The 13,906-nt window shown below is 70.8% G+C and carries 16 protein-coding genes; 5 read left to right on the top strand and 11 right to left on the bottom strand.

From position 1 onward, the window contains the following. The first annotated feature begins 117 nt into the window (after nucleotides 1-117). Nucleotides 118-1,377 (top strand): PTS transporter subunit EIIC, encoded by a 1,260-nt coding sequence (locus AB0M29_RS26735; RefSeq protein ID WP_365386914.1) that lies wholly within the window; start codon nucleotides 118-120, stop codon nucleotides 1,375-1,377. 87 nt (nucleotides 1,378-1,464) lie between these two features. Here AB0M29_RS26735 and AB0M29_RS26730 read toward each other — a convergent pair whose 3' ends face one another. From AB0M29_RS26730 to clpS, 7 genes are all read right to left on the bottom strand, one after another. Then, nucleotides 1,465-2,217, bottom strand: a complete 753-nt coding sequence (locus AB0M29_RS26730; RefSeq protein WP_365386912.1) for an MBL fold metallo-hydrolase — start codon at nucleotides 2,215-2,217, stop codon at nucleotides 1,465-1,467. 206 nt (nucleotides 2,218-2,423) lie between these two features. Then, nucleotides 2,424-3,374 carry a cysteine synthase gene (locus AB0M29_RS26725; protein ID WP_365386910.1) on the bottom strand — a complete coding sequence of 317 codons (951 nt, stop codon included), beginning with the start codon at nucleotides 3,372-3,374 and terminating at the stop codon, nucleotides 2,424-2,426. Continuing rightward, on the bottom strand, nucleotides 3,374-3,652 hold the full coding sequence (locus AB0M29_RS26720; protein WP_365386908.1) for a MoaD/ThiS family protein: 279 nt from the start codon (nucleotides 3,650-3,652) through the stop codon (nucleotides 3,374-3,376). Before AB0M29_RS26720 ends, AB0M29_RS26725 begins: the two co-directional genes overlap by 1 nt. Nucleotides 3,653-3,771: 119 nt before the next feature. After that, the gene (locus tag AB0M29_RS26715) at nucleotides 3,772-3,876 is read right to left on the bottom strand and encodes a putative leader peptide (RefSeq protein ID WP_365386905.1); all 105 of its coding nucleotides are present in this window, start codon (nucleotides 3,874-3,876) and stop codon (nucleotides 3,772-3,774) included. A gap of 59 nt (nucleotides 3,877-3,935) precedes the next feature. Beyond that, nucleotides 3,936-4,346 carry a M67 family metallopeptidase gene (locus AB0M29_RS26710; protein ID WP_365386902.1) on the bottom strand — a complete coding sequence of 137 codons (411 nt, stop codon included), beginning with the start codon at nucleotides 4,344-4,346 and terminating at the stop codon, nucleotides 3,936-3,938. Between the two features lie 43 nt (nucleotides 4,347-4,389). After that, nucleotides 4,390-4,953, bottom strand: coding sequence for a DUF2017 domain-containing protein (locus tag AB0M29_RS26705; protein WP_365386899.1), 564 nt, complete (start codon nucleotides 4,951-4,953; stop codon nucleotides 4,390-4,392). After that, a complete protein-coding gene (gene clpS, locus AB0M29_RS26700; RefSeq protein ID WP_365386898.1) occupies nucleotides 4,953-5,264 on the bottom strand; it encodes an ATP-dependent Clp protease adapter ClpS in 312 nt (103 codons plus the stop codon). The genes AB0M29_RS26705 and clpS overlap by 1 nt, the downstream gene beginning before the upstream one ends. Nucleotides 5,265-5,368: 104 nt before the next feature. Here clpS and AB0M29_RS26695 point away from each other — a divergent pair, with 104 nt between their 5' ends. Both AB0M29_RS26695 and AB0M29_RS26690 read left to right on the top strand, forming a co-directional pair. Then, nucleotides 5,369-6,697: a nicotinate phosphoribosyltransferase gene (locus AB0M29_RS26695; RefSeq protein ID WP_365386895.1), complete on the top strand. Its 1,329-nt coding sequence runs from the start codon at nucleotides 5,369-5,371 to the stop codon at nucleotides 6,695-6,697. A gap of 272 nt (nucleotides 6,698-6,969) precedes the next feature. Then, on the top strand, nucleotides 6,970-7,560 hold the full coding sequence (locus AB0M29_RS26690; protein WP_365386893.1) for an isochorismatase family protein: 591 nt from the start codon (nucleotides 6,970-6,972) through the stop codon (nucleotides 7,558-7,560). 24 nt (nucleotides 7,561-7,584) lie between these two features. Here the strand turns inward: AB0M29_RS26690 and AB0M29_RS26685 are convergent, their stop codons facing one another. Both AB0M29_RS26685 and AB0M29_RS26680 read right to left on the bottom strand, forming a co-directional pair. Beyond that, a complete protein-coding gene (locus tag AB0M29_RS26685) occupies nucleotides 7,585-7,896 on the bottom strand; it encodes a hypothetical protein (RefSeq protein ID WP_365386891.1) in 312 nt (103 codons plus the stop codon). Between the two features lie 102 nt (nucleotides 7,897-7,998). Next, nucleotides 7,999-10,410 (bottom strand): immune inhibitor A domain-containing protein, encoded by a 2,412-nt coding sequence (locus AB0M29_RS26680; RefSeq protein WP_365386889.1) that lies wholly within the window; start codon nucleotides 10,408-10,410, stop codon nucleotides 7,999-8,001. 315 nt (nucleotides 10,411-10,725) lie between these two features. Between AB0M29_RS26680 and AB0M29_RS26675 the strand changes: the two genes are divergently transcribed. Further along, the gene (locus AB0M29_RS26675; protein ID WP_365386887.1) at nucleotides 10,726-11,031 is read left to right on the top strand and encodes a hypothetical protein; all 306 of its coding nucleotides are present in this window, start codon (nucleotides 10,726-10,728) and stop codon (nucleotides 11,029-11,031) included. Between the two features lie 82 nt (nucleotides 11,032-11,113). On the opposite strand, the gene AB0M29_RS26670 is transcribed toward AB0M29_RS26675, so the two are convergent. Together AB0M29_RS26670 and AB0M29_RS26665 are read right to left on the bottom strand one after the other, a co-directional pair. Then, nucleotides 11,114-11,791 carry an RDD family protein gene (locus AB0M29_RS26670; protein ID WP_365386884.1) on the bottom strand — a complete coding sequence of 226 codons (678 nt, stop codon included), beginning with the start codon at nucleotides 11,789-11,791 and terminating at the stop codon, nucleotides 11,114-11,116. A gap of 74 nt (nucleotides 11,792-11,865) precedes the next feature. Beyond that, a complete protein-coding gene (locus tag AB0M29_RS26665) occupies nucleotides 11,866-13,098 on the bottom strand; it encodes an RDD family protein (protein ID WP_365386882.1) in 1,233 nt (410 codons plus the stop codon). 320 nt (nucleotides 13,099-13,418) lie between these two features. Between AB0M29_RS26665 and AB0M29_RS26660 the strand changes: the two genes are divergently transcribed. Continuing rightward, nucleotides 13,419-13,898: an SsgA family sporulation/cell division regulator gene (locus AB0M29_RS26660; protein WP_365386879.1), complete on the top strand. Its 480-nt coding sequence runs from the start codon at nucleotides 13,419-13,421 to the stop codon at nucleotides 13,896-13,898. The last annotated feature ends 8 nt before the right edge of the window (nucleotides 13,899-13,906 follow it).

Genomic DNA, 13,906 nt, shown 5'->3' with positions numbered 1-13,906 from the left:
ATCGAGGATTCCTTTACGCGTCCCTCACGTGTTAAAACTGGTCTACACCACTGAGTGGTATAGACCATGGCGGCGGGCCGTCCCCCTTCTTGCGCCCGCGTCACCAGGAGGAATCTGATGAGTACGGCCACCGCCACGGCGGCCCCCGCGAAGAAGCGGGGATCCGGCATTTTCCAGGGCCTGCAGAAGGTCGGTCGGAGCCTGCAGCTCCCGATCGCCGTGCTGCCGGCCGCCGGCATTCTGCTCCGGCTCGGCCAGGACGACGTCTTCGGCAAGACGGGGCTGCACTGGGGCAAGGTCGCGACCGTGTTCGCCGAGGCCGGCGGCGCCGTCTTCGACAACCTGCCGCTGCTGTTCTGCATAGGCGTGGCCATCGGCTTCGCGAAGAAGGCCGACGGCTCCACCGCGCTCGCCGCGCTGGTCGGGTTCCTGGTCTACAGCCGGGTGATCCAGGCGTTCCCGGTCACCGACGCGGTGGTCAACACCACGGCCAACAAGGGCGTCGACGTCGCTGCCACGTACAACAACCCCGGTGTCCTGGGCGGCATCGTCATGGGTCTGCTGGCGGCCGTGCTGTGGCAGCGCTTCCACCGCACCAAGCTGGTCGACTGGCTCGGCTTCTTCAACGGCCGCCGGCTGGTCCCGATCATCATGGCGTTCGTCGGCACCGGCATGGGTGTCTTCTTCGGTCTGGTCTGGAAGCCGATCGGTGAGGGCATCAGCCACTTCGGCGAGTGGATGACGGGCCTGGGCGCGTTCGGCGCGGGTCTGTTCGGCCTGATCAACCGCGGTCTGATCCCGGTCGGCATGCACCAGTTCGTCAACTCGGTCGCCTGGTTCCAGATCGGTGACTTCAAGGACGCCTCCGGCACCGTCGTGCACGGCGACCTGACCCGCTTCTTCGCCCACGACCCGACCGCGGGCCAGTTCATGGCGGGCTTCTTCCCGATCATGATGTTCGGTCTGCCGGCCGCCGCGCTCGCCATGGCGCACACCGCCCGCCCCGAGCGCCGCAAGGCCGTGCTGGGCATGATGATCTCGCTGGCCCTGACCTCGTTCGTCACCGGTGTCACCGAGCCGATCGAGTTCTCGTTCATGTTCATCGCGCCGCTGCTCTACGCGATCCACGCCGTGCTGACCGCGGCGTCGATGGCCATCACCTGGGCGCTGGGCGTGCACGCGGGCTTCACCTTCTCCGCGGGCTTCATCGACTACGCGCTGAACTGGAACCTCGCCACCAAGCCGTGGCTGATCATCCCGATCGGCCTGTGCTTCGGCGCGATCTACTACTTCGTGTTCCGGTTCGCCATCGTGAAGTTCAACATCCCCACCCCGGGCCGCGAGCCCGAGGAGGAGATCGAGGACATCACCAGGTGACGTACGCCTGACCCTCCTCACCACAGCACGACGCAGGGCCCGGAACCGTGGACGGTTCCGGGCCCTGCGTCGTACGTGCGGCCGCGGTCAGATCTCGTACACCGCGCCGGAGACGGCCAGTTCCACCGGGCCGTCGTACGTGGCCTGCGCGTCGCGGAGGTTGACGGCCGGGTTGGTCCACGGCGGGATGTGGGTGAGCACCAGCCGGGAGGCGCCCGCGGCGGTCGCCGCGTCCCCTGCCTCGCGCCCGTTGAGGTGCAGCTCGGGGATGTCCTCCTTGCCGTACGTGAAGGACGCCTCGCACAGGAACAGGTCGGCGCCGGCCGCGAGCCCGAGCAGGGCGTCGCAGGGACCGGTGTCGCCGGAGTAGGCGAGCGTGCGGCCGTCGTGCTCGATCCGGAAGCCGTACGCCTCGACCGGGTGGCTGACCTGGTCGGTGGTGATCGAGAACGGTCCCAGCCGCAGGTTGCCCGGCTCCAGGGTGCGGAAGTCGAAGACCTCGCTCATGCACTTCTCGTCCGGGACGTCACCGTAGGCGATGCTGAGCCGCCGCTCGGTGCCCTCGGGGCCGTAGACCGGGATCGCGGCGGCGGGGCCGCCGTCGTGCCGGTAGTAGCGGGCCACGAAGTAGCCGCACATGTCGATGCAGTGGTCGGCGTGCAGATGGCTGAGCAGTACGGCGTCCAGGTCGTACAGGCCGCAGTGGCGCTGCAGTTCGCCAAGGGCGCCGTTGCCCATGTCGATCAGCAGCCTGAAGCCGTCGGCCTCGACGAGGTAGCTCGAACAAGCCGATTCCGCGGACGGGAACGACCCCGAGCAGCCGACGACGGTGAGCTTCATTCCTGGAAACACCTCCGCAGGCGCACCACATCACCCCATTCCGGCTGGAGTGGGGGGATTGGCGGGAGCGGTCCGCCATCTTGAGAGGGTAAGGCGCGGGGGTCCCTCACGCGCCTCTCCCGCACCCCGTTGTGGGCGGAATCACCAGTACGGGCGGGGTGGCGGGGGCCCGGGGGCGGGTGCTCCCCCCGGGCGCGTGGCGGGCGTCAGGCCCAGAGCTGGCCGTGCAGCGCCTCGACGGCGGCCTCGGTGGAGGGCGCGGTGTAAATGCCGGTCGACAGGTACTTCCAGCCGCCGTCGGCGACCACGAAGACGACGTCGGCGCGCTCGCCCGCGCGCTGCGCCTTGGCGGCGACGCCGAGCGCGGCGTGCAGCGCGGCGCCGGTGGAGACACCGGCGAAGATGCCCTCCTGCTGGAGGAGTTCACGGGTGCGGCGGACCGCGTCCTGCGAGCCGACGGAGAAGCGGGTGGTGAGCACGGACTCGTCGTACAGCTCGGGCACGAAGCCCTCGTCGAGGTTGCGCAGCCCGTAGACGACGTCGTCGTAGCGCGGCTCGGCGGCCACGATCGCCACGCCGGGGACCTTCTCGCGCAGGAAGCGGCCGACGCCCATCAGGGTGCCGGTGGTGCCCAGGCCCGCCACGAAGTGGGTGACCGTGGGGAGGTCGGCAAGGATCTCCGGGCCGGTGGTGGCGTAGTGCGCGGCCGGGTTGGCGGTGTTGCCGTACTGGTAGAGCATCACCCAGTCGGGGTGCTCGGCGGCGAGTTCCTTGGCGACCCGGACGGCGGTGTTGGAGCCGCCCGCGGCCGGGGAGGAGATGATCTCGGCGCCCCACATCGCGAGCAGCTCGCGCCGCTCGGAGGAGGTGTTCTCCGGCATCACGCAGACGATCCGGTAGCCCTTGAGGCGGGCGGCCATGGCCAGTGAGATGCCGGTGTTGCCCGAGGTGGGCTCCAGGATGGTGCAGCCCGGGGTGAGGCGGCCGTCCGCCTCCGCCTGCTCGATCATGTGCAGGGCCGGGCGGTCCTTGACCGACCCCGTGGGGTTGCGGTCCTCCAGCTTCGCCCAGACGCTCACGTCGTCGGACGGGGACAGTCGCGGCAGGCGGACCAGCGGTGTGTTGCCGACCGCCGCCAGCGGGCTGTCGTATCGCATCAGTACATGCCTCCGGCCACGGCCGGGAGGATGGTGACGCTGTCGCCGTCGGTGAGCTTGGTGGCGATGCCCTCCAGGAAGCGGACGTCCTCGTCGTTGAGGTAGACGTTCACGAAGCGGCGCAGCTCGCCGCCGTCCACGACGCGCTCGCGCAGGCCCGCGTGCCGGCTGTCGAGGTCCGAGAAAAGCTCGTCGAGCGTGCCGCCGGCGCCTTCGACGGCCTTCTGGCCGTCGGTGTACGTGCGGAGGATGGTCGGGATGCGGACCTCGATGGCCATGGCTGCGCTCCAGTGAATGCGGGAGAAGTCAGGGGGGTGGTGCGGTTCTGGCGGGGCTGCGGTGCGGTGGGTGGCTGTGCCGGGGCGGCGGTGCTGTGGTGCGCGGGCGCGGGGCGGCGTCAGCCGCGCGGACATGCCGCACTGGTGCGGCGGCACAGGTCGACGTGCAGCCGCGCCACGAGCAGCGAGCCCGGCGCCTTGTCACTCACGTCGAGGAGAACCATGGGCTCATCGTATCGATTCCCGCCAGTGGGCCGAGCCCGCTGTTCCACGATGCGGGACGTCATGCGCCGGAAGGCACGACTTGTACGGGTTCCTCGGTGACCACACCGTCCACGATGCGGAACGAGCGGAACTGGAACTCCTCCGCGGTGGAGACCAGCACGTAGTGCGCGCCCGGCTCGTTGGCGTACGCGATGTCGGTACGGGACGGGTACGCCTCGGTGGCGGTGTGCGAGTGGTAGACGATCACCGGGACCTCGTCGCGGTCGTCCATCTCGCGGTAGAGCTTGAGCAGGTCGGCGGAGTCGAACTCGTAGAAGGTGGGCGACCGGGCGGCGTTCAGCATCGGGATGAACCGCTCGGGGCGGTCGCCGCCCTCCGGGCCCGCGACGATCCCGCACGCCTCGTCGGGGTGGTCGGCCCGGGCATGGGCGACGATCGCGTCGTACAGGTCCTGGGTGATGGTGAGCATGCGGGAAAAGTAACAGGGGCCCCGCGGTCCGGTGGGTGTCAGGTCACTTCATCAGTGCCTCGACCAGCGACTCCTGGAGGCCGCCGAGCCACAGATAGGCCATGACCAGCGGTTTGCGCTCGTCGTCGTCCGGCAGCCGGTACAGCTCGCTGGTCTCGTCCTCGGTGACCTCCAGCCGGGTGCCGATGGTCAGCCGCAGATCGTTGAGGGCGCCGAGCCACTGCCGGGCGTCGTCGGGGGTCAGCTCGACCACCGAGCCGCCCGCGTCGAGTCCGCGGACCATCGCGAGGGCGTCGTCGCGCTTGCGGGCCCGCAGGTCGTTCTCGGTGAAGCGGCGGAACTCGGCGGCGTCTGCGGTCTGGTCGTACGCGTCGGGGAACAGCCGGGCCAGCGCGGGGTCCTCCGGCGGCTTGCTGGGGCCCTCGGTGAACAGCGACGCCAGCGGGTCCGCGTCCTGGGCGTCGGCGGGCTGGTCACCGGGCCCGACGAGTTCCAGCAGCTGGACGGCGAGGCTGCGCAGGATGGAGACCTCGACCTCGTCGAGGGCGACGGCGGCGCCACCGCCGGGGACCGACTCGAAGTAGCCGGAGCGGGTGCGGCGGCCCATCAGCGGTCCTGCGAGAGGGTCGCCCAGAGGCCGTAGCCGTGCATCGCCTGCACGTCGCGCTCCATCTCCTCGCGGGTGCCGCTGGACACCACGGCGCGGCCCTTGTGGTGGACATCCTTCATCAGCTTGGTGGCCTTGCCCTTCGAGTACCCGAAGTAGGTCTGGAAGACGTACGTCACGTAGCTCATGAGGTTGACGGGGTCGTTGTGCACGAGGGTCACCCACGGAACGTCCGGTGCGGGGACCGCGAAGGGGGCTTCGCTCGATTCGGTGCGTTCGATCTCTACGGGCGCGACACTCACAGGTTCCATGCTGCCGCTCCTGTGGTGCCTCGCACAAATGGGCGCCGGAGTGGTGCACAAATGAGCGCAGAGAAATCGTCACTCTGACGAGTATTGGGGGTAGCATCCTCAGCATGAGCACAGCAGAGCTGGGACTGCCGGTGGACGTGCCGTCCACCGCGCTGTTCACCGACCGGTACGAACTGACGATGCTGCAGGCGGCGTTGAAGAGCGGCGCCGCGCACCGCCGCTCGGTCTTCGAGGCGTTCACCCGCAGGCTGCCGGAGGGCCGCCGCTACGGGGTGGTGGCGGGCACCGGCCGCGTCCTGGACGCGGTGGAGAACTTCCGCTTCGACGAGCCCGTCCTGGAGTTCCTGCGGCGCGAACGGGTGGTGGACGGCCCCACCCTCGACTGGCTGGCGGACTACCGCTTCACCGGCGACATCTGGGGCTACCCGGAGGGCGAGGTGTACTTCCCCGGCTCGCCGATCCTGCGGGTCGAGGGCAGCTTCGCCGAGGCGGTGGTGCTGGAGACGGTCGTCCTGTCGATCCTCAACCACGACTCGGCGATCGCCGCCGCGGCCTCCCGGATGGCGGTGGCCGCCGGTGACCGCCCGCTGATGGAGATGGGCGCCCGGCGCACCCACGAGCTGGCCGCGGTGGCCGCCTCGCGCGCCGCCTACCTCGGCGGATTCCGCTCCTCCTCCAACCTCGCCGCCGGCTTCCGCTACGGCATCCCCACCATCGGCACCAGCGCGCACGCATTCACCCTGCTGCACGACACCGAGCGGGACGCGTTCACCGCCCAGGTGGAGTCGCTGGGCCGGGACACCACGCTGCTGGTCGACACCTACGACCTCGCCACCGCGGTACGGACCGCCGTCGAGGTGGCGGGGCCCGAGCTGGGCGCGGTCCGGATCGACTCCGGCGACCTCCTGCTCCTCGCCCACCGGGTGCGGCAGCAGCTGGACGACCTCGGCGCCAAGGACACCAAGATCGTCGTCACCTCCGACCTGGACGAGTACGCGATCGCGTCGATGGCCGCGGCGCCGGTCGACGCGTACGGGGTCGGCACCTCGCTGGTCACCGGCAGCGGGCACCCCACGTGCTCGATGGTCTACAAGCTGGTCGCCCGCGCGGCGTCCGACGCCGCGGACGCGCCGCTCGTCTCCGTGGCCAAGAAGTCGCTGGGCGGGAAGACGAGTGTGGGCGGCCGGAAGTGGGCCGCCCGGCGGCCCGACGAGGACGGCGTCGCCGCGGCCGAGGTCGTCGGCACCGGGCCGATCCCCGCCGACCTCGCCCCCCACCAGCTCCTGGTCCCCCTCGTCCGCGCCGGCCACGTCCTCGCCCGCGAACCCCTCGACACCGCCCGCACCCGTCACCTCACCGCCCGCGCCAACCTCCCCCTCTCCGCCACCCAACTCTCCCGCGGAGAGCCGGTCCTCCCGACGGAAGTGGTCTAGCCCCGTAGGGGCGCGGGGAACTGCGCGACCAGCCGTCGCGCTCCTGCAGGTCACCACCGGCCCCAATGGGGCAGACGCGTTGTCTTCGGACCACCGGTCGGTGGGGGCTGAGCGCGCAGTTCCCCGCGCCCCTTCGGGGCACTACGGTGCCTGGTCCACCGCAAGCGCAGCGCGCTTCCCCGCGCCCCTTCGGGGCTCGACCTCTTCCGCCCTGGGGCGGGCAGGAGGATCGTACGTACACGTATGTTCACTGGATCCGCCGGAAGGGCACCATGCATCGCGCACTGATCGTCGTCGATGTGCAGAACGACTTCTGCGAGGGAGGCAGCCTCGCGGTGGCCGGTGGGGGTGATGTGGCGGCGGCGATCACCGATCTGATCGGGGAGTCCGCCGGGTGCTACCGGCATGTGGTGGCGACGAGGGACCACCACATCGACCCGGGGGCGCACTTCTCGGAGCGGCCCGACTACGTGGACTCGTGGCCGGTGCACTGCGTGGCGGGGACGGAGGGGGCCGGGTTCCACCCGAACTTCGCCCCGGCGGTCGCCTCGGGGGCGGTCGACGCGGTGTTCGACAAGGGCGCGTACACCGCCGCGTACAGCGGCTTCGAAGGCCTGGACGAGAACGGCTCGACGCTGGCGGACTGGCTGCGGGCACGCGGGGTGAGCGAGGTAGACGTGGTGGGGATCGCCACCGACCACTGCGTACGGGCGACCGCGCTGGACGCGGTGCGCGACGGCTTCACCACGCGGGTGCTGCTCGACCTGACCGCCGGGGTGGCCGCGGCGACCACCGACCGGGCGCTGGCGCAGATGCGCGGCGCGGGCGTGGAACTGACCGGGAAGCCGGTCGTCGGGGCCTGAGCGGCGGCCCGGGGGCCCGACGGATCAGCCCACGGCCCGGTTGAGGGCCGAGATGGGGTGCCACAGCTCGGCGCCGCCGGTCGCGTCGTACTCGCGCCAGATCAGGCCGTCCGGGTGGTGCAGCACCGCGGTGATCTCGTCCGGGGTGGGCGGCTCGGCGTTGCCGGACAGCCGGGCACCGCGGAAGCCGAGGTTCTTGAGCCGGGTCAGCGCGCGCTGCCGGTTCAGGGCGTGCACGACGACCCGTACGGTGCGGTCCGGCCAGGACGGGTGCGGCAGGCCCAGAGCGACCACGACCGTACCGCTGGGGAGCTTGATGAATCCGCCGACGGCCATGGTCACATCATCAGCCGTTCGGCCGCCGCCCACCAGAGGGCGACGGCCGAACGCGAGGTTACCGCAGGTCAAACAGGGTGCCCGAGGATCCGGGCAGGTCGGTCACCGGTGGGCGGGCCCGACCTGGACGGTCATGGTGCTGCCGTCCAGCGCCTCCGACGTGATCAGCAGCCGGGTGTTGGTGTCGGGCACCTTCACCCCGCCGGTCGGGTTGGTGTCGTACCAGTAGGTACCGAAGTGGTCGTCGAAGACCGGCGTGCCGAGCTTCGGCTTGATCTTCGTGGCGACACCGTTGGCGTGCAGGGTGAGGCCGTCGGTCGGGTACCAGCTGAAGGTCGAGTCGTAGCCCTGGATGCGGTTGCGCATCAGGGTGCCGTCCGACCACTTCTCCGGCTTGGCGTGCGCGTCGACCGCCAGGATCTGGCCCGCGCCGGGGTGGATGCCCACGTTGTTGTCCTGCTGCGAGGTGTCCCACAGCCAGACCAGCAGACCGTTCTGGTACGGGAAGTGCTCGACCCAGTTCGGCTTGCTGTTGAGGAAGCCGAAGTTGTACGGGCCGACCTTCAGCGTGGTGTCGTAGCTGACGTACTGCCGGTTCTCGGCGATGTAGAACTCCGGGTAGTCGTTGGTGAACGACGCCCCGATCCGCGAGAAGCCCGTGGCGGTCCAGCCGTTGTCGTCGGTCTCGGCGCCGTCGGTGACGACCGCCTTGCCGTCCGCGGTGACCGTGATCGCGTCGGCCGCGAAGCCCTTCTGCGCCACGCCGCCGTCGGTCAGGTAGCGGAAGCGGAGCTGGATCTTCTTGCCCGCGTAGGCGTTCAGCGGGAAGGACAGGTCCTCGTACGCGCCGCTGGTGCCGGTCAGTGCCGGGGCGTCGCTGCCGTCACGCGGGATGGACTTGCCGTTGGCCGTGCCGTCGATGGCGGTCCAGGTGGCGCCGCCGTCCGCGGAGACCTCGGTGTAGAGGAAGTCGTAGTTCTCCTCGATGTCCCACCAGCCCTTGAGGGTCAGCGCGGCCGAGGTGGCGCCGGTGAGGTCGACCGAGCGGGTCATGGTGTTGGCGAGGTTGTCGCCGCTGCCGCTCCACCACTGCTTGCTGCCCTCGGCGGGCGTGGTGATGGTGGTGGTGACCGCCTTGTCGGGGAGCTGGACGACGAGCGCCTGCTTGTTCTTGGTGTTGTACTCCGCGACCCCCAGCTTGGTGGTCGAGCGCGTGGCCGCCTTGGCCTTGCCGTAGTTGAGCCAGCCGAGCTGCAGCTTGTCCCAGGCGCTCATGTCGCCGGGCCGGTCGCCGATCGCGTTCTTGCCGGTGCCCAGCCAGGAGCCCGACGACATCAGCGACCAGAAGTTGACGTTGGACTCGCCGGCGTACGTGGTGTCGTACTCGTCGGGCAGGCCCAGGTCGTGGCCGTACTCGTGGGCGAAGACGCCGAGTCCGCCGTTCTCCGGCTGGAGGGTGTAGTCGCCGACCCAGATGCCGGTGTCACCGATCTCGGTGCCGCCCGCCTTGTCGCCCTCGGGGCCGGTCTTCCCGACGTTGCTGCCGTAGGCGTACCAGCGGTGCGCCCACAGCGCGTCGGTGGCCTGCGCGCCGCCGCCCGCGGACTCGTCCTCGCCCGCGTGCACGATCTGGAAGTGGTCGATGTACCCGTCGGGCTCGTTGAAGTTGCCGTCGTGGTCGTAGTCGTTGCGGTCCCACTGGTCGTACTGCGCCAGGTCCGCCTTGATCTGGGCGGTGGTGCGGCCCTGCGCCTTCTGGTCGGCGACATAGGCGTTCGTGGCGTCGCGGATCAGGTCCCAGGCGCTGGAGCAGATGGTGGAGCCGCACCAGTTGGAGCCGTAACGGGCCTCGTTGTACGGGACCTTGACCCAGTCGGCGACCTCGCCGTCGACGGAGTAGCGGCCGGAGGACTGCGCCTCGTAGTACTTCGCCAGCGACTGCTTCTTGCTGTCGTGCGAGAAGTACAGGTCCTGGAAGTGCGCCTGGTTGTAGTCGGCCTGCCAGGCGGTGCTGTTGTTGGTGGCGCGGTCCGGCTGGGCGATGGTGTTGTGCGCCGGGCCGGGCTGGCCGCCGTACTTGACCACCGGAGGCTTGGGGCCGTCGGGGCCGTCCGGGTCGTACATGGTGGAGTTGTCCACCGTGTCGCCGAACTCGGCGAGGATGGTGAAGATCTTGTCGGTCTTCTCCCGGCCCAGCTCGACGTACTTGCTCTTCTTGCCCTTGCCGGAGCCGAGTTGGACGACCTTGGACGCACCGCGCTGCTCCACGGTCGCGTCGCCGGAGACGACCTGCTGCAGCGCCGCCGAGCGCTCCGCCGCCTGCTGCTTGCTGAACGGGCCCGGCAGGTCGTGCACGGTCGGGTTGCTCGCCGGGTCGTGCGTGGCCGCCGTACTCGCCGACGCGGTCTCCGGAGCCGCCGCGTACGCGCCCGCGGCGGTGGCCGCGGGCACGCCCAGCACGGCTATCGCGAGGGCCAGGGCGGCGGGTTGGGTGATCCTCCGCTGAGTCTTCAAGATTCTTTGACCTCCCCTTGGGAAAGGCCATTGCATCGAAGTGGCGGAAGAAAAAACAGATCTTGACTTGAGCATGGCACGCAAGTACGTTAGCCGGTCCCCCGAATCCGCTCAGCGGACACTCAACCCGGCGGCCCTGTCCGGTGGTTGAGACGTCTGACCCGCCTGCGACCCCGTGCGCCCCCTCGTGCATCGCACCATGAGTTAGGTCACGCTTACCAGGTGTGGGACCCGGGCATGCCGATTCGTAGAGTTGAGACCGTTCCTGCGTTCGTGCCCGCTGTCCGCTGTCCGCTACCGAGGACGGATCCCCCAATGCCTCGTCCTACGACCGCGCAACTCGCCTACGGTTCCCTGACCGTGGTGCTGTCCACCTTCGCGATGCTGCTGCTGTCGGACGTTCGCTCCGGCATAGGCGTCGCCGCTCTCGCCGCCGCCGGGCTGATACTCGGCCTGCTCGTCGCGGTGACCGTCACCATGCCCGCCACCGCCCGCGGCCGTTCCGCGCGGGCGACTTCCGCGATACCCGTCTCCCCGGTCTCCCAGGTGCCGGTCCCGCGTTCGCGCGTGACCAGCGGCGCCCCCGAGTCCCGGGTCGGCGAAGGGGCGCTGCGACGCTGAGTCCCCCGGCTCACAGGGCGGTCACGATCCCGTGGCCGCCCTGTCGTGTGCCCGGCCGCGGGAGGCCGCGGCCGTCGGGGCGTCAGACCGCCTGGACCACCACCGTCTTGGCCGCCTTCTCGTGCAGACCCTGCTTGTACGGCTTGTCGAACAGCACGGTGATCCCGATGATGCCGAACCACACGCACGTGCAGCAGAACGCGGGCAGCCACAGCACCAGGGCGCGCACGGCCGACGCCGAGGAGCTGGGCACACTGCCGTTGTCGAGCATCGCGGCCCGCAGCTTCATCGCCTTCTTGCCGACCGTCTGACCGGTCGACTGCGTCATGAGCCACTCGTAGAAGAAGCCGATCACCGCGAAGGCCACACTGCCGATGGCCGACCTGCTGCTGCCGAAGTCGTCGGTGCCGCCGGAGCCCCAGTCGATCAGCGCCGCCGGGATGAACACGATCACCAGGTCGATGATCCGCGCCAGTACCCGCTTGCCCGACTCGGCCAGCGGCGGCATCCCGGCCAGCGGGTCGGGCTCGCCGCCGTACGGGTCGCCAGGGGGCCCACCGCCGTAAGGACCGCCACCGCCGCCGTACGGGTCGCCGGGACCGCCGGGTGGCGGGGCGTCATACGGGCCGCGGGGGCCCTCCTGACCGCCGGGACCGCCGGGGGGCGGCGCGCCGTACGGACCGCCGCCGTAGGGGCCGCCGGGGGGCGGCTTGGCGAACGGGTCGTCGGGCGAGCCGGGCGGCGGCTGATCGGTACTCATGGTCCGAGTCAAACCCGGACATCGCGTCCCCGCCCGCGGCGGCATCCGTTCGGAGTACGGGACCGGCCCGGGTCTCAGACGCCCGCGACGAACGTACGGGCGGCCTTGTCGTGCCAGCACTGCCGCCAGGGCCGGTCGAACAGACACCAGGCGAGCCCGGCGACACCGACCACGAGCGCGTTCAGCACCGCGTGCGTCAGCCAGCGGCGCAGGCTCGCGCCGAAGCCGGGCGGCACCTGCGACTCGATGTCCAGCACCTTCAGGCCGACCAGCTTCTTGCCGAGCGTGCGCCCCCACTTCGCGGTCGGCAGCACCTCGAACAGCAGGCCCGCCAGCACCGCCACCGCGAGCACCGCGCCCAGCTCGGCGCCCGTGGTGCCGTCGATCAGCCACACCCTGACCGTCTCGCCGGTCAGCTTCGCCTCGTCGACCTTGTCCTGGACGTGGTGGTACGCGGAGGTACCCAGCGGTACGGCAGCGGCGCCGGTGACCGCCGCGAAGAGCACGGTGTCGACCACCCGGGCCGCGAACCGCCGGGTCAGCCCGCCCGGCCGCTCCTGCGACGGCGTCATCGCCAGGAACGGGTCCGCGACCGGCGGCCGCCACGGCGCCACCTCCCGCTCCTCCCCGGCCAGCTCACGCACCTGCTGCGCCCAGGGCGCCGGCGCCGAAGCCTGAGCGGCGGGCTGAGGCTGGGGTTGCGGCTGGGGTGCCTGCGGCTGCTGCGGCTGCGGCACGGGCGCGGGCCGGGCGTGCGGGGCCGCCTGCTGCGGCGGCTGCGACTGCGGCTGCGGCTGCGGTGTCTGCTGTACCGGTACCTCCTGCGGACCCGCCTGCGCGGGCACGCCACCCGGCGCGCCCCACGAGATGCGCTGCTGCTCGGCGCCGGGTCCCGACACCGCGGGCCGCGGCCAGGCAGGAGCGGGGGCAGGAGCGGGAGCAGGGGCAGGCGAAGGGCTCGGGGCCGCCGGGCTCTGCGGACCGTACTCCGCCAGGGGCGCCCGCGGGTCCTCGTCCAGGTACATCGGTCCCGACTCGTCCACCGCGGGCTGCCGCACCGGCTCAGGAGCGGGCGGGGGCGCGGGAGTCGGGGCGGGTGCCTGGGCGGGTGCCTGGGCCGGGAGCGACACCCCGGGCGGCGCGTTCAGCGTCTCCCCGGCGAGCGGCGCGGGCCGGCTCGTCCCCGGAACCCACGCCGAACCGTTCCAGTACCTGATGTAGTTCGGGATGGACGGGTCAGGGTAGTAGCCCGGCACGGGGGAAGCCGACGACGAAGAACCGGAGGAGCCAGAAGTAGGTGCGCTCATGGTTCACAGGTTCCGTATCTGCTCGGCCGGGGGGTGTACACGACGTACGAAGTCCACATCTATCAGACGTGGGGACCCGGCGTGACCGCCGAGCCGCACACCACTCGCACGTACTCGTCTTTACCCCCACGCGCCCCTTCACGCCCAAGGTTCTGGAATTCTGAACCAAATCCACGGAACACGCGTAATGGTTGGTGTGATACGCGCTCTCTCCAGGTGCAGGCCCCGTGCGGCACCCGCCGCGCGACGCCGCTGCCATCGCGCGCCACGCGACGACCGCGACGCACGGGCCACCGCGCCGAGGAAAGGACACCGACTCGATGCACACCGTGGTGGAACGCGAACTGGAGATGCAACTGGTGCTCTCGCCGGAGCGGAGCATCGGCGTGCCTGCCAGGCTGGCCTATCGCGCGGACGATCCCTTCGCCGTGCACATCACCTTTCACATCGGCTCCGACGCCCCTGTGAACTGGACCTTCGCCCGCGAGCTGATCGTGGAGGGGGTGTTCAGGCCCTGCGGGCAGGGCGATGTGCGGATCTGGCCGACGAAGGTCAACGGCCGCAGCGTGATCTGCCTCGCCCTCAGCTCCCCCGACGGCAACGCGCTGCTGGAGGCGCCCTCCTCGCCGGTCGCGGCCTGGCTGGAGCGCACCCTGCGGGTGGTGCCGCCGGGGACGGAGTACGACCAGCTCGGCATGGACGACGGGCTGAGCCGGCTGCTGGCCCCGACCACCCGGGACGAGCTGTGGCTGAGCGATCCGTGGTCGGGGCAGGACGAGACGCCGGACGCGGGGGTGTGACCCGGCCC

Origin of the sequence: Streptomyces sp. NPDC051976, from assembly GCF_040680795.1 — a bacterium.
Classification (GTDB): Bacteria; Actinomycetota; Actinomycetes; order Streptomycetales; family Streptomycetaceae; genus Actinacidiphila.
This window is presented reverse-complemented; position numbering and strand designations above follow the sequence as displayed.